This window comes from Micromonospora aridisoli (genome assembly GCF_056150025.1).
The window spans coordinates 16,897-34,949 of sequence record NZ_JAXCFK010000012.1 but is presented as its reverse complement, the minus strand read 5'-3'; the positions used below and the strand labels follow the sequence as shown (position 1 = coordinate 34,949).

General features: G+C 71.9%; 19 protein-coding genes. 7 read left to right on the top strand and 12 right to left on the bottom strand.

Annotated elements, in window-relative coordinates:
- Window positions 1-53 precede the first annotated feature (53 nt).
- Together SM447_RS23220 and SM447_RS23215 are read right to left on the bottom strand one after the other, a co-directional pair.
- On the bottom strand, window positions 54-701 hold the full coding sequence (locus tag SM447_RS23220) for an HAD family hydrolase (protein WP_474575146.1): 648 nt from the start codon (window positions 699-701) through the stop codon (window positions 54-56).
- Window positions 702-802: 101 nt separating this feature from the next.
- Window positions 803-1,597 (bottom strand): neutral zinc metallopeptidase, encoded by a 795-nt coding sequence (locus SM447_RS23215; protein ID WP_474574966.1) that lies wholly within the window; start codon window positions 1,595-1,597, stop codon window positions 803-805.
- 218 nt (window positions 1,598-1,815) lie between these two features.
- Between SM447_RS23215 and SM447_RS23210 the strand changes: the two genes are divergently transcribed.
- Complete coding sequence (locus tag SM447_RS23210) at window positions 1,816-2,205, top strand: YciI family protein (protein ID WP_474575145.1); 390 nt, start codon at window positions 1,816-1,818, stop codon at window positions 2,203-2,205.
- Window positions 2,205-3,443: an RNA polymerase sigma factor gene (locus SM447_RS23205; protein WP_474574965.1), complete on the top strand. Its 1,239-nt coding sequence runs from the start codon at window positions 2,205-2,207 to the stop codon at window positions 3,441-3,443. The genes SM447_RS23210 and SM447_RS23205 overlap by 1 nt, the downstream gene beginning before the upstream one ends.
- A gap of 228 nt (window positions 3,444-3,671) precedes the next feature.
- Here the strand turns inward: SM447_RS23205 and SM447_RS23200 are convergent, their stop codons facing one another.
- The 3 genes from SM447_RS23200 to SM447_RS23190 all read right to left on the bottom strand — a co-directional run bounded on the left by SM447_RS23200 (window position 3,672) and on the right by SM447_RS23190 (window position 6,330).
- Window positions 3,672-4,304 carry an HNH endonuclease family protein gene (locus tag SM447_RS23200; RefSeq protein WP_474574964.1) on the bottom strand — a complete coding sequence of 211 codons (633 nt, stop codon included), beginning with the start codon at window positions 4,302-4,304 and terminating at the stop codon, window positions 3,672-3,674.
- Between the two features lie 167 nt (window positions 4,305-4,471).
- On the bottom strand, window positions 4,472-5,458 hold the full coding sequence (locus SM447_RS23195) for a serine hydrolase domain-containing protein (protein WP_474574963.1): 987 nt from the start codon (window positions 5,456-5,458) through the stop codon (window positions 4,472-4,474).
- A 200-nt stretch (window positions 5,459-5,658) separates the two neighbouring features.
- Window positions 5,659-6,330, bottom strand: a complete 672-nt coding sequence (locus SM447_RS23190) for a response regulator (RefSeq protein ID WP_474574962.1) — start codon at window positions 6,328-6,330, stop codon at window positions 5,659-5,661.
- 282 nt (window positions 6,331-6,612) lie between these two features.
- Between SM447_RS23190 and SM447_RS23185 the strand changes: the two genes are divergently transcribed.
- Window positions 6,613-7,326 carry a DUF2306 domain-containing protein gene (locus tag SM447_RS23185; protein WP_474574961.1) on the top strand — a complete coding sequence of 238 codons (714 nt, stop codon included), beginning with the start codon at window positions 6,613-6,615 and terminating at the stop codon, window positions 7,324-7,326.
- Between the two features lie 47 nt (window positions 7,327-7,373).
- On the top strand, window positions 7,374-8,150 hold the full coding sequence (locus tag SM447_RS23180; protein ID WP_474574960.1) for an SDR family oxidoreductase: 777 nt from the start codon (window positions 7,374-7,376) through the stop codon (window positions 8,148-8,150).
- A 141-nt stretch (window positions 8,151-8,291) separates the two neighbouring features.
- Here the strand turns inward: SM447_RS23180 and SM447_RS23175 are convergent, their stop codons facing one another.
- From SM447_RS23175 to SM447_RS23160, 4 genes are all read right to left on the bottom strand, one after another.
- Window positions 8,292-8,540 carry a hypothetical protein gene (locus SM447_RS23175; protein ID WP_474574959.1) on the bottom strand — a complete coding sequence of 83 codons (249 nt, stop codon included), beginning with the start codon at window positions 8,538-8,540 and terminating at the stop codon, window positions 8,292-8,294.
- Between the two features lie 22 nt (window positions 8,541-8,562).
- A complete protein-coding gene (locus SM447_RS23170; RefSeq protein WP_474574958.1) occupies window positions 8,563-9,672 on the bottom strand; it encodes a putative manganese transporter in 1,110 nt (369 codons plus the stop codon).
- Window positions 9,673-9,742: 70 nt separating this feature from the next.
- Window positions 9,743-10,612 (bottom strand): manganese catalase, encoded by an 870-nt coding sequence (locus tag SM447_RS23165; protein ID WP_474574957.1) that lies wholly within the window; start codon window positions 10,610-10,612, stop codon window positions 9,743-9,745.
- Window positions 10,613-10,696: 84 nt separating this feature from the next.
- A complete protein-coding gene (locus SM447_RS23160; RefSeq protein WP_474574956.1) occupies window positions 10,697-11,428 on the bottom strand; it encodes a sensor histidine kinase in 732 nt (243 codons plus the stop codon).
- A 65-nt stretch (window positions 11,429-11,493) separates the two neighbouring features.
- Between SM447_RS23160 and SM447_RS23155 the strand changes: the two genes are divergently transcribed.
- The 3 genes from SM447_RS23155 to SM447_RS23145 all read left to right on the top strand — a co-directional run bounded on the left by SM447_RS23155 (window position 11,494) and on the right by SM447_RS23145 (window position 14,647).
- Window positions 11,494-12,135, top strand: coding sequence for a response regulator (locus SM447_RS23155; protein WP_474574955.1), 642 nt, complete (start codon window positions 11,494-11,496; stop codon window positions 12,133-12,135).
- 67 nt (window positions 12,136-12,202) lie between these two features.
- Window positions 12,203-13,345 carry a GTPase HflX gene (hflX, locus tag SM447_RS23150; protein ID WP_474575144.1) on the top strand — a complete coding sequence of 381 codons (1,143 nt, stop codon included), beginning with the start codon at window positions 12,203-12,205 and terminating at the stop codon, window positions 13,343-13,345.
- 66 nt (window positions 13,346-13,411) lie between these two features.
- Window positions 13,412-14,647, top strand: coding sequence for a cytochrome P450 (locus tag SM447_RS23145; protein ID WP_474574954.1), 1,236 nt, complete (start codon window positions 13,412-13,414; stop codon window positions 14,645-14,647).
- A 16-nt stretch (window positions 14,648-14,663) separates the two neighbouring features.
- Here the strand turns inward: SM447_RS23145 and SM447_RS23140 are convergent, their stop codons facing one another.
- From SM447_RS23140 to SM447_RS23130, 3 genes are read right to left on the bottom strand one after another with little or no spacing between them, the layout of a single operon-like run.
- Window positions 14,664-17,036 carry an ATP-binding cassette domain-containing protein gene (locus SM447_RS23140; protein ID WP_474575143.1) on the bottom strand — a complete coding sequence of 791 codons (2,373 nt, stop codon included), beginning with the start codon at window positions 17,034-17,036 and terminating at the stop codon, window positions 14,664-14,666.
- Window positions 17,037-17,038: 2 nt separating this feature from the next.
- Window positions 17,039-17,449 (bottom strand): VOC family protein, encoded by a 411-nt coding sequence (locus SM447_RS23135; protein WP_474574953.1) that lies wholly within the window; start codon window positions 17,447-17,449, stop codon window positions 17,039-17,041.
- A 5-nt stretch (window positions 17,450-17,454) separates the two neighbouring features.
- Window positions 17,455-17,934 carry a helix-turn-helix transcriptional regulator gene (locus tag SM447_RS23130; RefSeq protein WP_474574952.1) on the bottom strand — a complete coding sequence of 160 codons (480 nt, stop codon included), beginning with the start codon at window positions 17,932-17,934 and terminating at the stop codon, window positions 17,455-17,457.
- Window positions 17,935-18,053: the final 119 nt, after the last annotated feature.

Here is an 18,053-nt window from a genome sequence, read left to right as displayed (position 1 = left end):
AAGAAGGGGCCCTTTCTCTACCGGAGGCGTTAAGAGGGGGCCCTTCCTTACTGTCAGACGGGGGTTCGGCGTAGCAGGCCCGCGAGCAGTTCCAGGTCCGCCGACAGCAGGCTCTCCAGCTGGTGCACACCGTCGCGGGGTGCGAGCGGCACCTCGGCTGGTACCGCCAGCACCGCGGCTCCGGCGGCGACCGCACTGGCCACCCCGGTCGCCGAGTCCTCGATCGCCACGCACCGGTCGATCGGCACGCCGAGCAGTCGGGCGGCCGTCAGGTACGGCTCCGGGTGCGGCTTGGTCGAGTCGACCTCGTCGCCGCAGACCACCACGTCGAAGCTGTCGCGACCCAGGGTGTCCAGGGCGATCTCGACCAGCGCCCGACCGCTGGAGGTGACCAGCGCGGTCGGGATCCGCTCCTGCCGGACCGCGCCGAGCAGCGCCAGCGCTCCCGGCCGCCATTCGAGTCCGGTGCGGAACAGTTCCAGGATCCGCGCGTTGATCCACTCCGCGCTGGTCTGCGGGTCCCGGTGCGGTTGCCCAAGGTCGTCGTGGAGGATACGCATCGAGTCCGCCATGCCGGTGCCGACGATCGCCCGGCGGGCGGCGGTGGACAGTGTGCCGCCGTAGCGCTGCGCGAGTTCGGTCAACGCGACATCCCACAGCCGCTCGCTGTCGACCAGCGTGCCGTCCATGTCGAAGAGCACGGCCGCCGGGCGGGTGCTGCTCACCGGATCCTCCTCGGGGTCGGGTACCCGATGAATCCTGTCAGCCCGCGCCGGCCGAACGCCCGGCACAGTGAGCTTTCTCAACCGAGGTCGCAGGCGGACAGGGACCGCTCGTAGCCGCGGAAGAACGCCTCGGACCGTTGCTCGGGGGTGCCGTGGGACCCCTCGGCGAACCAGGGCTGACCCGGGTCGTCGCCCACGGCCAACAGCCCCTCGTTGAACTCGTCGAGGTCGCCGTCCTCGAGGGTGAGGCGGCCCGCCCGCACCGAGTCGCCGAGGAACGCCCCGGCCATGCAGTCGGCCTGCAACTCCTGCTGGATGGTGTAGTTGTAGCGGATACCGAGCCGGGTCTGGATGCCGTGCGCGTACTCGTGGCCGAGCAGGTAGAACACGAACGCGTCACCGATCTGCCGGAAGGCACCGAAGGACCAGTTGATGTCGTACGCGATGTAGTCGCTGACGGTGCAGTAGACCGCGTTGTTGCGGGGCACCTCCTGGCCGCCGCAGGAGACCTCGCCGTCGCGCTGGTACGGGATCACCCGCCGGATCGGCCGGAAGGACCGGCCCGACGCCCGGAACTGGTCGGCCCAGTACAGCTCGGCGAGCCGTTGCGCGTCGGCCACGTCCTGCCGGAACTCCTCCACCGTGTCGGTGCCGTCGGCGCGGGTCACCTCGGCGGTGGGTGAGGCCGGCTCCCCTGGCCCGCCGGGATCCGCCGGTTCGGCCAACGGCTCCACCATGCAGGCGGCCGCCGCCACCAGCGCCACCGCCAGGCCGGCGAGCCTGCCCCGGCGTCGCCCTCGCCCACCTGCCGCCACCGCGCTCCTCCCGCCTCGACGTTGCCGGTCCCAGTACCCCGACGGTACGGCCGGCACGCCCGTTGCCGTCAGGTACGCCTTACCGCCCCCTGCGGTTCAGCAGGACCGGGAGACGGAAGGGTGGAGGCTGCTCCGCCGCTCCGGTCGCCGGTTGCTCGATAAGGTCGAGAACAGGTGCGGTGACCGGTGTCCGGAACTGACGCGCGGCTCCGACGTCCCCGATGAACCGGCACCGCAGGGGTGGCGGCCACGAGAGGGAGACACCCGTGAAATACATGATCATGCTGTACGGCTCCCAGCGCGACTACGACGCGATGGCCGGGCGTGACACCGACCGGCCGGCGATGTCGTCCGAACAGGTCGCGGCGATGCACGCGCACATGGGCAAGGTCCACCAGGACCTCGCCGACGCCGGTGAGCTGGTCGACGCGCAGGGCCTGACCGCGCCCGTGCACGCCCGGCGGGTCCAGGTACGCGACGGTGCCCCCGTGGTCACCGACGGACCGTACCCGGAGACGCAGGAGGTGCTCGCCGGGTACACGGTGGTGGAGTGCGCCAGCTTCGACCGGGCCGCCGAGATCGCCGCCCGTCTGGTGAACCCCGACAACCCCGGCGAGTACGTAGACGTCCGCCCGATCGCCGAGGGCGTCGACGACCTCGTCTGATGGGTGAACAGTCCGTCGAGGACCTGCTGCGCACGCTCGCGCCGCAGGTCCTCGGCGCGCTCGTACGCCGCTACGGGCACTTCGACGCCGCCGAGGACGCCACCCAGGAGGCGTTGATCGCGGCGGCGGTCGGTTGGCTCCGCGACGGCCTGCCGGAGAATCCGCGGGCCTGGCTGATCACGGTGGCGTCCCGGCGGCTGACCGACCTGCTCCGGGCCGAGCAGGCCCGACGGCACCGGGAGGACGTCGTCGGCCGGCGGGTGCTGGCCGAGTGGCGACTGTCGCCGGCGAACGACCGGGCGACGGACGCCGACGACACGTTGATCCTGCTGTTCCTGTGCTGCCATCCCGCACTCCCCCCGGCCTCGCAGATCGCGTTGACCCTCCGAGCGGTGGGCGGGTTGAGCACGGCCGAGGTGGCCCGGGCGTTCCTCGTGCCGGAGCAGACCATGACCCGGCGGATCAGCCGGGGCAAGCAGCGGGTCCGGGACAGTGGCCTGCCGTTCGCGATGCCCGCGCCGGCCGAGGTCCCGACGCGACTCACGGCCGTCCTCCGGGTGCTCTACCTGATCTTCAACGAGGGGTACGCGAGCACCTCCGGCCCGGGACTGCTCCGCGCCGATCTGTGCGCCGAGGCGATCCGGCTGACCCGGCTGCTGCATCGGATGCTGCCCGACGCCGAGGAGGTGACCGGCCTGTTGGCGTTGCTGCTGCTCACCGACGCCCGCGCGCCGGCGCGTACCGGCCCGCACGGCGAGCTGGTGCCGATGGCCGAACAGGACCGTTCCCGCTGGCGGGCCGAGCAGATCACCGAGGGCACGGCGCTGATCGCCGAGGCGTTGCCCCGAGGGCGTCCGGGGCCGTACCAGATCCAGGCGGCGATCGCCGCCCTGCACGACGAGGCGCCCGGCCCGGAGGAGACGGACTGGCCGCAGATCACGGCGCTGTACGAGGTGCTGCGGCGGATGGACGCCAATCCCCTGGTCGCGCTGAACCACGCGGTGGCGGTGGCCATGGCGGCGGGGCCGGACGCGGGACTGGCCCTGGTCGACACGGTGGCCGCCGACGGGCGGCTGGCCCGGGATCCGAGGCTGCCCGCCGTACGGGCGCATCTGCTGGAGCGGCGCGGTGACCCGGCGGCGGCCCGGGCCGAGTACCGGACGGCTGCGGCGCGGGCCACCAACCTGGCCCAGCAGCGCTACCTGAACGCCCGGGCCGACCGACTCACCGGCGGGTGACGGCCCGCAACCGGAAGGGCGCGGGGGCCTGGTCGGTTCGACCGCCGCGGGGTCGACGACGCCGCAGCGACCGGAGCCGCACCGCCGACGGGTACGCCAGGGCGGTGGACGACTGGCGACGCGAGCGCGCCGACCTGCTGGAGGAGGCGATCGCCGGCCGGCTGACAGCGACGAGGGGTGTGACGCCGTCGACGTCACACCCCTCGTGGGCCGGTGCGGGCCGGGACCTCAGCAGGTGCTGAGCATGCTGTTCAGCGCCGACTTCTCCGCGCTGTCGACGGTGAGGCTGTAGTACCACTTCACCTGGATCCAGGCCCGGGCGTAGGTGCAGTGGAACGCGGCACGCGGGGGCTTCCAGGCCGCCGGGTCCTTGTCACCCTTGGACCGGTTCGACGTGGCGGTGACCGCCCACAGTTCGGGGCCGCCCAGGTCGTTGGCGTAGCTCTGTCGCTTCGCCGTGGTCCACGACCAGGCCCCGGACCGCCAGGCCTCGGCGAGCGGCACCATGTGGTCGATGTCGATCTCGGCAGGGCTGGTGCGGGTGAGACCGTCGTACGGGCTGTACCAGGATCCGGAGGTCGGGTAGCAGTTGGCATCCACCGCGACGCCGCTGCCGTCGCGCTTGAGCACCTGCTCACGGGTGTTGCAGGTGCCGGTGATCGTGATCCAGTGTGGGAACAGGTCACGGTTGTAGCTGGACTGGTGGGACTCGGCGGCGACGGTGAGCGAGTTCAGCCGGCTCACCGCCGTGCTGTGCGAGGGGATGTTGGGCGGCGCGGCGTGCGCCGGCTGCGGCACGAGTACGACGGACAGGACGACGGCGACCACCGAGACGATGGCGACCCTACGTGCGTGAGCCACGGGACGACTCCTGACTGTCTCCTGCCACGGCGGGTGGGGGAACCCGTCTTGGGGGCGCGGCAGGCCGACCAGTGGATTCTCGCAGAAATCGCGATCAATAAATGTCGCTGCGCCGGAAGCCCCGTGAACGCCACGTGAAGATCACCCGTGCCTCCGCCGCGCGGCCGTCATCCCAGCACGGGCAGGATCACATGTTCGAGCAACGTCGCCGGCGTCCGCCACTCGTCCGGATCGTCGTAGTTGCCGGCCGTCACGGCCACGGCGAGGTCCAGTTCGGGCACGACCACGAGCCGCTGCCCACCGTTGCCCCGAGCGGTCGCCAGATGGTGACCCGCCACGGTCTCCCGATACCAGTGGTAGCCGTACCGGATGCCCCAACTGGTCTCCAGGCGGGGTTCGAGCATCGCCCGGATCCACTCGGCGGGAACGACCTGGCGGCCGTCCCATTCCCCGTCCGCGAGCACCAACTCGCCGATCCGGGCCAGCTGGCGTGGTGTGAGCCGCAGCCCGGAGGCGGCCGAGGCCACCCCGTCCGGGCCGGCCATCCACTCGACACCGTTGATGCCCAGCGGCGCGAACAGAGTCGCGTCCGCGTACTGCGGCAACGGCTGCCCGGTCCCGTCGGCGATCAACCGTCCGAGCAGGGCGGTGGCGCCGCCGCAGTAGTGCCACCGGTCACCGGGTGACTCGACGACCGGGCGCTCCAGCACGTACCGGTACCGGTCCGGCGCCAACTCCATGGCGATCTCGGCGTTGGCGGGGCTGGTGTATGGCAGGTCCTCGCGCCACTCCAGCCCGAGCGACATCGTCAACGCGTGCGCCACGGTCAGCCGCGCCCGCTGCGGGTCGGCCGCGAGATCGGGGTGTTCCGGGAAGTGGTCGAGCAGCGGCTGTTCCGGACCGGGAACCCGGCCCTCCCCGAGTGCGATCCCGTACAGCAGCGCGGTCACGCTCTTGGTCACCGACCGCAGATCGTGCCGGGTGTCGGGACCGAACTCGACGACGCCCAGCGGTCTTCCCCAGCTGAAGTCCGCCCCCGAGCCGTAATGCTCCAGCAGGATCTCGCCGCCGCGCACCACGACGGCCGCGTGCAGGCCGGTCAGCCGTCCGGCGCGCAGGGCCGCCGCCAGTTCGTCGCCCAACCTCGTCCGCATCCCGCTCCCTCGGCATGAGATGACCCGAACGGTGACAGCGACCCGAGCGAGACGCTGGAGCCCGACCTGCGGTGCCGGATCGGTCCGGGCGTCTCACCGAGCCGCCGGTTCGATGACCGGGTCACGCTACCGTCCTCGGGGTGTTCGCGGTGACCCGCCGGCGGTGACCTCCGAACGGCGGCACCACGCACGGCGAGCGGCTACGACGGGTCCGGGCTGGGGCGGACGCGGTCGGTCTCGTACGCCCACATCGCGATCTCGACGCGGTTACGGGCGCCGAGCTTGACCATGAGGCTGGCGATGTGGGTCTTGACGGTGCTGAGGCTGATGTACAACTCGTTGGCGATCTCGGTGTTGGTGCGACCGTGCGCGACGGCGGCGAGCACCTCCTCCTCCCGCAGCGTGAGCGCGTCGACCGGCTGTCGCGGCGGCGCGGCCGGTCCGGCGTCGGCGAAGGCCCTGAGCAGCCGCGTGGTGATGTTCGGCGCGATGAGGGCATCGCCGGCGGCGGCCGCGCGCACGGCCTGGGTCAGCAGGGCTGTGCCGGCGTCCTTGAGCAGAAAGCCCTTCGCTCCCGCGCGGAGCGCGGCGTAGACGTACTCGTCGAGGTCGAACGTGGTGATGACGACCACGGCCAAGGGTTCGGTCACGGCGGGGCCGGCGAGCCGGCGGGTGGCCTCGATACCGTCCACACCGGGCATCCGGATGTCGAACAGGCACACGTCCGGACGCAGTCGTCGGGCGAGTTCGACGGCCCGGTGACCGTCGCCCGCCTCGCCCACGACCTCGATGTCCGGCTGGGCGTTGAGGATCATCGTCAGTCCGGTACGGACGATCTCCTGGTCGTCGGCGACGACCACGCGGATGGCCATCCCACGATTCAACCCTCTCCCCGCTCCGCGCCGCGAGCCGGGCCCGGCACGGACCGCCCACGGGCCGGCCGGCCCAAAGTACGGCCCGCGATCCCGTCGATCGGCCGAGCTGATGCCGCCCCGCACTGCGATGAGTTCCGCCCGCCCGGTCGCCAGGATCGACGAGCAGAGGTGACCAGGTCCCTGCCGGACCGAGCCCCGCGACGCCCCGCGCGCCGCCTCCGACCGCCTGGCGGCGGGCCCGAACGGGAGTCACCGCACCGCGAGAAGGGACGAACCACTGTGCAGCCATCCACCAGATCCTCCTGGCTCATTCCCGCCGGCCTGCTGGTGCTCGGTGCCGTGCCGGCGCTCGCGGGCGGCCTCCGGCTGGCCGAGCTGGCCGGCGGTGCGCAGGTGCTGCCGGACGGTGACCGGATCGCCTCGGCCCCGGTGCCCGTGGTGATCCACATCGTCAGCGTCACCGTGTTCAGCGTCCTCGGCGCCTTCCAGTTCGCGCCCAGGTTCCGTCGGCTCCGCAGCGGCTGGCACCGGATCGCGGGACGGATCCTGATTCCCTGCGGTCTGCTCACCGCCCTGACCGGTCTGTGGCTGACCCTGTTCCTGCCCCGGACGGCGCTCGACGGCGACGCGTTGGTGGCCGTCCGCGTGGTGGTCAGCCTCGCCATGGCCGCGTCGCTCGTCCTCGGCTTCGGGTCGGTCCGGCGCCGCGACTTCACCGGGCACCGGGCGTGGATGATCCGCGGATACGCCATCGGCATGGGAGCGGGCACCCAGTTCTTCACCCACCTGGCCTGGCTCACCGCCGTCGGGCCGATGACCACGGCGAGCCGGACCGGCACCATGACCGCCGCCTGGCTCATCAACGTCACCGTGGCGGAATGGGTCATCCGACGGCGCAGGGGTGTCGCCGGCAGCCGTTCAGCGCGGCCGGGACGCCAGGCACGAGACGCCACCGCGCTCGCGGCACGGGCCGGCCGGTCGGTGTCACGATAGGCGGCCGGGCGGGGTCGAGGTGCTGTACCCGACAGAACGGATGGGCCATGAACGACCCAGCGAAGAACGCTCCCCTCCTGGTCACCGGCGGCACCGGCACGCTCGGCGGTCACGTCCTGCCGCGCCTACGCGAGGCGGGCCGCACCCTGAGGGTGCTCAGCCGTACGCCCCACCGCAGCGCCGACGGTGTCGAGTACGTCGTGGGCGACCTGCTGCGAGATGAGGGCGTCGAGCCCGCGGTCGACGGTGTCCACACGTTGCTGCACCTGGCGGGTGGCCCGAAGGGCGACGACCGGGCCACGACCAGCCTGATGCGGGCCGCCGTCCGGGCGGGGGTGCGGCACGTCGTCCACATCTCCGTCATCGCTGCCGACCGGGTGCCCATCGGCTACTTCAGGGCCAAGCACGGCGCGGAGCGGGCCGTCAGCGGATCCGGCGTGCCGTGGACGATCCTGCGGGCGGCGCAGTTCCACGACCTCGTCCTCACCGTCGTCCGGAAGGTGGGTGCGTTGCCGGTGGTACCCGACCCGAAGGTGATCCGGCTCCAGCCGGTCGACTCCCGGGACGTCGCCGACCGTCTCGTCGACCTGGCCCTGGGCGCTCCGTCCGGTCTGGTGCCGGACCTGGCGGGTCCGAAGGTCTACGCTCTCGCCGATCTGGTTCGCGGCTATCTCGCCGCGCGCGGCCGGAGCCGGCCCTTCCTGCCGGTGCCGGTACCCGGGGCGGCCGGCCGGGCCTACCGCGCAGGCGACAACCTCAACGTCGCGGGAGCCACCGTCGGCAAGCGCACCTGGGAGGAGTTCCTCGCGGAGCGGCTGCGTTGATCGGCTCCGGCCCGTACGTGGGGAGGTGACCGTCGTCGCCCTCGCCGGCCGGCACCCCGGCCCGCCGGGGCGGATCCACCGCCAGGCCCCAGTGGTCGTACTTGGCGTGGCCGGTAACCAGCGCCAGCGGCGAGGACCGCGTCACGGTCGGTGTCGCACCGCCCGCGCGCCCACGGTCACGTCCGGGTGCGGGCGCAGCAGCTCGCGCAGGAGGGCTCTGCCCCCGGCCAGGCCGACGGCGGCGGGAATCGCGAGGCTGGTCAGTGTCAGCGCCGCGACCGTCCAGCCGGGCAGCCCGACGGCCAGCGCGACGACACTCAGGGCGCTGAAGACGGCCAGCTTGCGCCGGACCCGCGACAGTGGGGCGGGGTCCGGGATGACGATCGACATCGGATGCTCCTTCGGCCGGATCTCACAACAGCACGAGCAGTGCCCCGCCGACGACCGCCGCGGGGATGGTGGTGATGACGGTGGCCACGACCGCGGACTGGCGGCGCAGCGCGGCGAGCGGGATCAGGGCGTCGCCGTCCTGGCTGATCGCGTTGGCCACCAGGGTGGGTAGCGGCAGTCCACCACTGACGTAGAGACCGGTGAAGACGATCTGCAGGGCACATCCGGGTACCAGGCCGACCACGGCGCCGACCAGCACGCCGACGATGCCGGTCAGCACGAGCTGCGAACCGTCGAAGCCGGTCGTGGTGCTCAGCACCTGCCAGCCGAGATAGGCCACCGCCACCCAGACGGTGACGAACGAGGCCTCGTGGGCGCTGTGCCGCAGCGTGGCGGCCATCGTGCGGGCGTGCGCGGTTTCCAGGCTGTCGTCGGCCAGCCGTCCCCGCCCCGCGGCGAAGATGAGGGCCGCCACCAGCGTGCCGAGCACACCGAGCGCCAGGTACGGGTCCACCCCGCCGAACACGCCGGCCAGTGTCTGCGGGTCGACGAGCTGGAACACCACCGGCACGGACACGGCGAAGGACGGCGTCGTCAGACCCCAGAACGCGGTCGACGCGGGCACCCGGGGCAGCAGTCCGCCCAGCAGGCGACGGGACGAGGCGAGGTCGGGCCCGGCGTCGGCGGCGAGGCCCACCGGCGCCGCGACGGGCCCGGGTCGCCGCCGGCCGGCGGACCGGACCGGGTCGATGCCGAGGGCGTCGACGGCGTACCCGGTGGCCAGACCGACGACGAACAGCAGCGCGTGCAGTTGGAGCGCGAAGAGCGGGTTCCAGGCCAGCACCACCCAGGACGAGTCACCCATGGTCGCGACCAGGGCTCCCACCACGGTGCCGAAGGAGACCTTGCCGCGCGCGTACAGGGGCATGAGGATGATCGCGCCGCCGCAGCCCGGAGTGACTCCCAGCAGCGCGCCGACCAGCGGGCCCACCCGGCGACGACGGGTCAGCCCGTCGGTGACCCGGTCCCCGTACCGCCAGCGCAGCCAGCCGAACAGCGCCACCATCACGGCGACGTACACACCCACCTGCATGAACGCGTCCGCGAGCGGACGGAGCACGAGTTCGGTCACGGCACACCTCCTCAGGACGGGCGGCACCCGCCGGGCCGCCCGGGTGGACGGACGACCCGGCGGACCGACGTCAGCTGATCTTGCTCTTGACCGTGTTGACGACGCCCTGCGCCATGCCCGGGTTGGTCCCGTACAGGCGCGGGTCGCCCGGAGGCAGGACCGGTTCGGGCGCGTGGGCGCGCGGGCTGTGGTCGTAGCGGAACTCGCCCTTGCCGTCCGGCGTCGGCCCGGAGGCCCAGCGGCCCTCCGCGGCGTCCTGGCCGGGCGAGAAGTCCAGGTAGGTGTAGCTGAACTGCTCGGTGAAGTCCGGCGAGTCGGGGAAGGCGTCCGGCACCGGCATCTCCTCCAGGCCGTCCTCCTTGAGCTGCTCGATGGCGGCCATCCACATGTTCTGGTGCATCGTGTCGCGGGCCAGCAGGAACCGGAGCATCTGCTTGACCCCCGGGTCGTCGGTCATGTTGAACAGGCGCGACACCTGGAGCCGGCCCTGCGCCTCGGCGGTGACGTTGAGCTGGAAGTCGGCCATCAGGTTGCCGCTGGCGGTGACGAAGTTGCCGTTCCAGGGCACCCCGACGCTGTCCACCGGCATCGCGCCGCCGCCGCCGTGGATGAAGTGCGCCGGGTTGGAGCCGCCGTAGATCGCCCCGACCATCGGGTTGTCCTCGGCCGCCTCCTGCAGCGACAACGGCGCGTTGTCCAGCAGTCGGGTGATCATGGTGGCGATCATCTCGACGTGGCCCATCTCCTCGGTGCCCACGTCGAGCAGCAGATCCTTGTACTTGCCCGGCAGCCGGCAGTTCCAGCCCTGGAAGAGGTACTGGTTGGCGACCGTCATCTCGCCCCACTTGCCGCCCAGGATCTCCTGGAGGCGGCGCGCGAACGCGGCGTCGGGGCCGTCCGGCTTGGCTTCGAACTGCAGGTCCTTGATATGGGTGAACACGGGCCCTCCTCGATGCGATGTGCTGTCACCGAGGTCAGTTCCCGCATCGCCGGCCCGGTGGGGCCAACGGGTGGCCCGCCCGGGTCAACCTCTGCGGTGAGCCGGAAGGAGCACCTCCACGGCCACCCCGTGCGGCCGCAACCCGTGCAGGCACACCCGGCCGCCGTCGGCGGCGGCGAGTTCACGGACGATCCACAGCCCCAGGCCGGACATGCCGACGGCCGGGGCGGGCCGGCGCAGCGCCTCGACGAGGCCGTCCGCCACCCGCCCCTCGTCCAGCACGCTGATGCTCAGCTCACCCGCACGCCGAACCGCCCGGATGCTCACCCGCCCGGCGACCGGTCCGTGCCGCAGCGCGTTCTCGACCAGGTTGCCCAGTATCTGCCGGGTACGACGTGCCGACACCGGACACCGCGCGGCTTCCCGGCTGACCCGGATGCGCCGCCGCTCCACCGGTACGAGCGCCGCGACGGCGGGCAGGATCTCCGCCAGCGCCACCGTCCGCTCGTCCCGCCCGGTCACCAGGGTCAGCGCGCCCGCGCTCGTCGCCGCCTCGCCGAGCAGAACCTGCAGGTGGACCGCCTGATCGCGGGCGAGGGCGGAGATCGCCCGGCGGTCCGCACCGCTCAGCGGTGTCGTCTCGTCGGCGAGGGCCCGCGTCAGGGAGGTCAGCGTCGTGACGGGCGTACGCAGTTCGTGACAGAGCACCCGCAGCAGCAGGTCGGAGGAGCCGGCCGCTGACGCGGCCCCACCAGCGAGGGGGTCGGTACGGCGCAGTGCCTTCAGCAGTCGTCCGATCCCGTACCGTCTGCGCATTCGTCCCACTCCCCCCGCGGTGGCACCGGCCGCATGATCGGTACCCGCTCGGGAAGGGAACAGACATGTCCGAATCCCCCGCTATCCGGGTGGCCGTCGTCGACGACCATCCGCTGTTCGCCCGTGGGCTCGACCTGCTGCTGCCGGCGGCCACCGGGGGGCGGGTGCGGGTGGTCGGTTCCACCGGTGACGCGGCCGCGGCGGCTTCGCTGGTGGCTCGATGCCTGCCGGACGTGGCCCTGGTCGACCTGCACATGCCCGCCCCCGGCGGCACCCGCGCCGTGGCGGCCATCCGACGCACCACACCGCGGGTACGGGTGGTGGCGATGTCCGGTGACGGCGATCCGGCGCCGGCACTGGAGGCCCTGCGCGCCGGTGCCGAGGCGTTCCTGCCCAAGAGCGCCGAGCCCGAGGCACTGTTGCCGCCGCTGCTGGCCGTCCTCGACGGATGGGCCGTACTACCCGCCCAACTCCTGCGCGACCTGCTGCACTCCGGGCCGGGCGTCCGGGTCGATCTCGACCCCGACGAACGCGCCCTGCTCCGGTCGATCGCCGCCGGACGCAGCACCCTGGCGATCGCGGACCAGTTGCACGTCTCCGAACGCACCGTGAAACGGATGACCGCCGCGCTGCTGCGCAAGCTGCGCGTCACCACCCGCGCCGAGGCCGCGGCGCTCGCCGGGCACGCGGGCCTGCTGGCCGAGTGACAGCCGCACGGCATGGTCGGCCGCGAGCGGGGTACGAGGGCCTCACCAGAATCGAGAAGAGGTGACCATGGCGGGAGCCTGGCTGTTGGGCCCGGACGCCGGCACCACCGGTGAACGTCCCACGGCGGTGCTGGTCGCGGTACGACCAGAAGACGGTGACGGCGGACCGGGCACCCGCACGTCCCTGAACGAACTCCGACGCCTCGCCGACACCGACGGCCTGCGCGTCGCCGACGAGGTCGTGCAGAACCGTGCCCGGCCGGACCCGGCGACCTTCGTCGGCTCGGGCAAGGTCGACGAGTTGGCCGCGATGGCCGAACGCACCCGCGCGGACCTGGTGATAGCCGACGGGGAGCTTTCCCCGGGTCAGGTACGCAACCTGGAGGAGCGGGTCGGGGTGCGGGTGGTGGATCGGACCGCCCTGATCCTGGACATCTTCGCCGAGCACGCCCGTACCAGCGAGGGGCGGGTCCAGGTGGAACTGGCGCAGATCGCCTACCAGCTGCCCCGGCTGCGTGGAGGCGGTCGGTCCATGTCCCGCGTCGGTGGTGGTCGGATGGCCGGCGGTGCCGGGATGGGTGTGCGTGGTCCCGGTGAGATGCGCCTGGAAACCCAGCGACGCACGCTGCGTCAGCGGGCCACCCGGCTGCGCCGGGACGCCACCGACCTGGCACGGCGTCGGGAACGCACCCGCGCCCGGCGGGCCCGCAACCGCGTCCCGTCGGTGTCCATCACCGGCTACACCAACGCCGGCAAGTCGGCGCTGCTCAACCGGCTGACCGGCGCCGACGCCCAGGTCCAGGACGTGCTGTTCGCCACCCTCGATCCGACGGTCCGACGGATCAGCACCGCGGATCTGACGTACACCCTCACCGACACCGTCGGTTTCGTCCGGCATCTGCCCCATCAGCTCGTGGACGCGTTTCGCTCGACGCTGGAGGAGGTCAGCCGCAGCGATCTGGCCCTGCACGTGGTGGACGCCTCCGCCCCCGATGCCCTGGACCAGGTCACCACCGTGCACGGTGTACTGCACGAGATCGGTGCCGGGCAGGTGCCGGAACTCCTGGTCCTGAACAAGATCGACGTGGCGCCACCGGACTGGGTGAGCGCGCTGTGCCGAGTCCATCCCGACGCCGTCCCGGTCTCCGCGGTGACCGGTGCCGGCATCGACGCGCTCCGGGACGCCCTGGCCCAGCGGCTACGCGGCTGACCCGGGCCCCATTTCCGACTGCCCGGACGGGTGGTTTGGCGGGCGGCCCGCTGGGCACCACACAGCATGCCCGATCTGATCAATCGCCTTGACAACACTCTCCCGCTGGCCGTTCGCGGCTACGCCTGGCTGCCCAACCGGCTGCGCCGCAGCGATTCGGACGTGCTGCGTACCCGGCTGCTCGGACAACGCGCGATCGCGCTGCACGGGCCGGAGGCCGTGGAGTGGTTCTACGACGAGCGCCATGTCCAGCGCCACGGCGCGGTTCCGGAACCGGTACGCGGCACCCTGTTCGGACGCGGCGCCGTGCACACTCTCGACGGCGAGGCGCACCGGGTACGCAAGGCCATGTTCATGGCGCTGCTGAACGGCGGTGGGATCGACGATCTGGTCACCCGGGCCGAGGGAGCATGGGACGAGGCTGCCCGCGCGTGGGCCGGCCGGCGGGTCGTGCTCTTCGACGAAGGCGCCCAGGTACTGACCCGGGCGATCTGCGACTGGACCGGCATCCCGGTGCAGCGCGAGGAGGTGCCCGCGCTCGCGGCGGACCTGGTCGCCGCGGTGGACGGTTTCGCCACCGCGGGTCCCCGGCACTGGCGGGCCCGCCGCGCCCGGGGACGTCGCGAGCGGTGGATCTCCGACCTGGTGCAGCGGGTGCGCGTCGGCACCGCCGAGGTCCCGTCCGGCTCGGCGGTCAGCGCGGTCGCCGAACACCGGGACGCCGACGGTCGACCGCTGGACGCGCACACCGCCGCCGTCGAGATCCTCAACATCATCCGCCCGACGGTGGCGGTGACCTGGTTCCTCGCGTTCGCCGGGCACGCGCTGCACCGCTGGCCGGCCCAGCGCGACCGACTGCGCGCCGACGATCCCGCCTTCGCCCGCGCGTTCGCCCACGAGGTCCGCCGGTTCTACCCGTTCGCACCGTTCGTCGGTGGTCTCGCCGTGGCCGACCTGAGCTGGGGCGGCGTGGCGATCCCGAAGGGCGCCATGGTGCTGCTCGACCTGTACGGCCAGAACCACGACGCCCGGCTCTGGCCGAACCCGTACCGCTTCGACCCGAACCGGTTCGTGGGACGTCAGATCGGCCCCTTCGAGCTGATCCCGCAGGGCGGTGGCGATCCACGCACCGGGCACCGCTGCCCCGGCGAGGAGATCACCGTGGCCCTGCTCCAGGCGCTCGCCGTGCGGCTGGCGCGGTTGGACTACACGGTCCCGGAGCAGGACCTCACCATCCCGCTGCACCGCATTCCGACCCGCCCCCGCAGCGGCGTGGTCATCGAGCCGCAGCCGGCACCCTGATGCCGGCGGTGACCGGTCAGGCGCCCACGTAGGCGGCGAGGTGCTCGCCGGTGAGGGTGGACCGGGCGGCGACGAGATCGGCGGGGGTGCCCTCGAAGACGATCCGGCCGCCGTCGTGACCGGCACCGGGTCCCAGGTCGATGATCCAGTCCGCGTGTGCCATGACCGCCTGGTGATGTTCGATGACGATGACCGACTTGCCGGAGTCGACGAGCCGGTCGAGCAGCCCGAGCAGGTGCTCGACGTCGGCGAGGTGCAGCCCGGTGGTCGGCTCGTCGAGCACGTAGATCCCGCCCTGCTCGGCCATGTGGGTGGCCAGCTTGAGCCGCTGTCGCTCGCCGCCGGAGAGCGTGGTGAGCGGCTGGCCCAGGCTGAGGTAACCGAGACCGACCTCGGCGAGCCGGCTGAGGATACGGTGCGCGGCGGGCGTACGTGCCTCGCCCGCCCCGAAGAACTCCTCCGCCTCGCTGACCGGCATCGCGAGCACCTCGGCGATGTTCCGGCCACCGAGGCGGTACTCCAGCACGGACGCCTGGAACCGCTTGCCCTCGCACTCCTCGCACACGGTGGCGACACCGGCCATCATCGCCAGGTCGGTGTAGATGACTCCGGCGCCGTTGCAGTTGGGGCACGCCCCCTCGGAGTTGGCGCTGAACAACGCCGGCTTCACGCCGTTGGCCTTCGCGAACGCCTTGCGAATCGGGTCGAGCAGCCCGGTGTAGGTGGCCGGGTTGCTCCGCCGCGAGCCACGGATGCCGCCCTGGTCGATCGAGACCACCCCGGCACCGGCGGGGATCGACCCGTGCACCAGCGAACTCTTGCCCGAACCGGCGACGCCGGTGACCACGACGAGCACCCCGAGCGGGATGTCGACGTCGACGTCGCGCAGGTTGTGCGTCGACGCCCCACGGATCGGCAGCTGCCCGGTCGGGGTACGCACCGATTTCTTGAGGGTGGCCCGGTCGTCGAGGTGGCGGCCGGTGAGCGTACCGCTGGCCCGCAGCCCTTCGACGGTCCCCTCGAAACAGACGGTGCCGCCCGCCGTACCGGCCCCCGGGCCGAGGTCGACGACGTGGTCGGCGATGGCGATCGTCTCCGGCTTGTGCTCCACCACGAGCACCGTGTTGCCCTTGTCGCGCAGGCGCAGCAGCAGGCGGTTCATCTGCTGGATGTCGTGGGGGTGCAGCCCGATGGTGGGCTCGTCGAAGACGTAGGTGACGTCGGTCAGCGAGGAACCGAGGTGGCGGATCATCTTGGTGCGTTGCGCCTCGCCACCGGAGAGCGTCCCGGACGGTCGGTCCAGGCTGAGATAGCCGAGCCCGATCTCGACGAACGAGTCGAGGGTGTGTTGCAACGACGCCAGCAGCGGTGCCACCGAGGGCTCACGCAGCCCGCGCACCCACTTGGCGAGGTCGCTGATCTGCATCGCGCACGCGTCGGCGATGTTGATCCCGGCGATGCGCGACGACCGGGCCGCCTCGCTCAGCCGGGTGCCGTCGCAGTCGGGGCAGACCGTGAAGGTGACCGCCCGCTCCACGAAGGCGCGGATGTGCGGCTGCATCGCCTCGACGTCCTTGGACAGGAACGACTTCTGGATCTGCGGGATCAGGCCCGCGTACGTCAGGTTGATCCCCTCAACCTTGATCTTGGTTGGCTCCTTGTGAAGCAGGTCGTGCAGTTCCTTCTTCGTGTACCGGCGGATCGGCTTGTCGGGGTCGAAGAAGCCGCTACCGCGGTAGATCCGGCCGTACCAGCCGTCCATGCTGTAGCCGGGAACGGTCAGCGCGCCCTCGTTGAGCGACTTGCTGTCGTCGTACAACGCGGTCAGGTCGATGTCGGTCACCCGCCCGGTGCCCTCGCAGCGCGGGCACATGCCGCCGGTGATGCTGAAGCTCCGCCGCTCCTTCGTCGTGGTGCCGCCGCGCTCGATGGTGACCGCGCCGGCGCCACTGATCGAGGCGACGTTGAAGGAGAAGGCCTGGGGCGAGCCGATCTGCGGCTGACCGAGCCGGCTGAACAGGATCCGCAGCATGGCGTTGGCGTCGGTGGCGGTGCCGACGGTGGAGCGCGGATTGGCGGCCATCCGCTCCTGGTCGACGATGATCGCGGTGGTCAGCCCGTCGAGGACGTCGACCTCCGGACGGGCCAGCGTCGGCATGAAGCCCTGAATGAAGGCGCTGTAGGTCTCGTTGATCATCCGCTGTGACTCGGCGGCGATGGTGCCGAACACCAGCGAGCTCTTGCCCGACCCGGAGACGCCGGTGAACACCGTCAGCCGACGTTTCGGCAGCTCGACCGTGACGTCTTTGAGGTTGTTCCCGCGCGCACCCTGCACCCGGATCAGATCGTGGCTGTCGGCGGCGTGCGGTGCCGTCGACCGGTTGCCCATGCTCATCGCGCTTCCTGAATTCGGATCATGTTGCCGGCGGCGTCGCGGACGGCGCAGTCACGGACCCCGTACGGCTGCTCGGTGGGTTCCTGCACGATCTCGACGTCGCTGGCCTGGAGCCGCTCGAAGACGCCGTCGAGGTCGGGGGTGGCCAGCAGGATCGAGGCGTAGGTGCCCTTCGCCATCATCTCGGTGATGGTACGGCGCTCCTCCTCGGTCACGCCGGGGTCGACGCCCGGCGGGTGCAGCACGATGGAGGTGCCGGGCTGGCCGGGCGGGCCGACCGTGATCCAGCGCATGCCCTGGTACCCGACGTCGTTGCGGACCTCGAAGCCGAGCGTGTCGCGGTAGAAGGCCAGGGCGGCGTCCGGGTCGTTGTGCGGCAGGAAGCTGGCGTGAATGTTGATGTTCATGGCGGTCACGCTAGCTGCGGCGCACGGGCCGCCGCTTCTCGATTCCTGACCGGTCTGGTCACCTGTTTCGCCACGCAGGAGGGCATCCCCTTCGTCGCCCGCGCCGCCTCACGGCGGTAGACGCTGGGTGGTACGCCGACCAGTTCGGTGAAGCGGGTGCTGAAGGTGCCCAGCGACGAGCAGCCGACCGCGAAACAGACATCGGTGACGCTCAGGTCGCCGCGACGCAGCAGCGCCATGGCGCGCTCGATGCGCCGGGTCATGAGATAGCCGTACGGGGACTCACCGTAGGCCAGCCGGAACTGGCGGCTCAGGTGCCCGGCCGACATGTTGACTCCCCGAGCGAGCGCCTCGACGTCCAGCGGTTGCGCGTGCTCCCGGTCGATGCGGTCGCGTACCCGACGCAGCCGGGCGAGGTCACCGAGGCGTTGCTGGGTGGTGGATCTGCTGGTCACCTGAGCGATCGTGCCACGCCGGTCCGACATCCGGCGACCCTCGTCGCTCCCCCGGCGCGCCGACGATCGTCGCGACAGCGCGACGACCGGCCGGGACGCGGAAACCACTGCCGACCCGACAGCAGCCAAGCGGCTCCCCGGGCCGTCGA

What these genes read in the sequence shown, in the direction of transcription:
- SM447_RS23210 (WP_474575145.1), top strand. Translation starts at nt 1,816, where the DNA reads ATGATCATGCTGTACGGCTCCCAGCGCGACTACGACGCGATGGCCGGG.
- SM447_RS23205 (WP_474574965.1), top strand. Translation starts at nt 2,205, where the DNA reads ATGGGTGAACAGTCCGTCGAGGACCTGCTGCGCACGCTCGCGCCGCAG.
- SM447_RS23195 (WP_474574963.1), bottom strand. Translation starts at nt 5,458, where the DNA reads ATGCGGACGAGGTTGGGCGACGAACTGGCGGCGGCCCTGCGCGCCGGA.
- SM447_RS23190 (WP_474574962.1), bottom strand. Translation starts at nt 6,330, where the DNA reads ATGGCCATCCGCGTGGTCGTCGCCGACGACCAGGAGATCGTCCGTACC.
- SM447_RS23180 (WP_474574960.1), top strand. Translation starts at nt 7,374, where the DNA reads ATGAACGACCCAGCGAAGAACGCTCCCCTCCTGGTCACCGGCGGCACC.
- SM447_RS23175 (WP_474574959.1), bottom strand. Translation starts at nt 8,540, where the DNA reads ATGTCGATCGTCATCCCGGACCCCGCCCCACTGTCGCGGGTCCGGCGC.
- SM447_RS23160 (WP_474574956.1), bottom strand. Translation starts at nt 11,428, where the DNA reads ATGCGCAGACGGTACGGGATCGGACGACTGCTGAAGGCACTGCGCCGT.
- SM447_RS23155 (WP_474574955.1), top strand. Translation starts at nt 11,494, where the DNA reads ATGTCCGAATCCCCCGCTATCCGGGTGGCCGTCGTCGACGACCATCCG.
- hflX (WP_474575144.1), top strand. Translation starts at nt 12,203, where the DNA reads ATGGCGGGAGCCTGGCTGTTGGGCCCGGACGCCGGCACCACCGGTGAA.
- SM447_RS23145 (WP_474574954.1), top strand. Translation starts at nt 13,412, where the DNA reads ATGCCCGATCTGATCAATCGCCTTGACAACACTCTCCCGCTGGCCGTT.
- SM447_RS23140 (WP_474575143.1), bottom strand. Translation starts at nt 17,036, where the DNA reads ATGGGCAACCGGTCGACGGCACCGCACGCCGCCGACAGCCACGATCTG.
- SM447_RS23135 (WP_474574953.1), bottom strand. Translation starts at nt 17,449, where the DNA reads ATGAACATCAACATTCACGCCAGCTTCCTGCCGCACAACGACCCGGAC.
- SM447_RS23130 (WP_474574952.1), bottom strand. Translation starts at nt 17,934, where the DNA reads ATGTCGGACCGGCGTGGCACGATCGCTCAGGTGACCAGCAGATCCACC.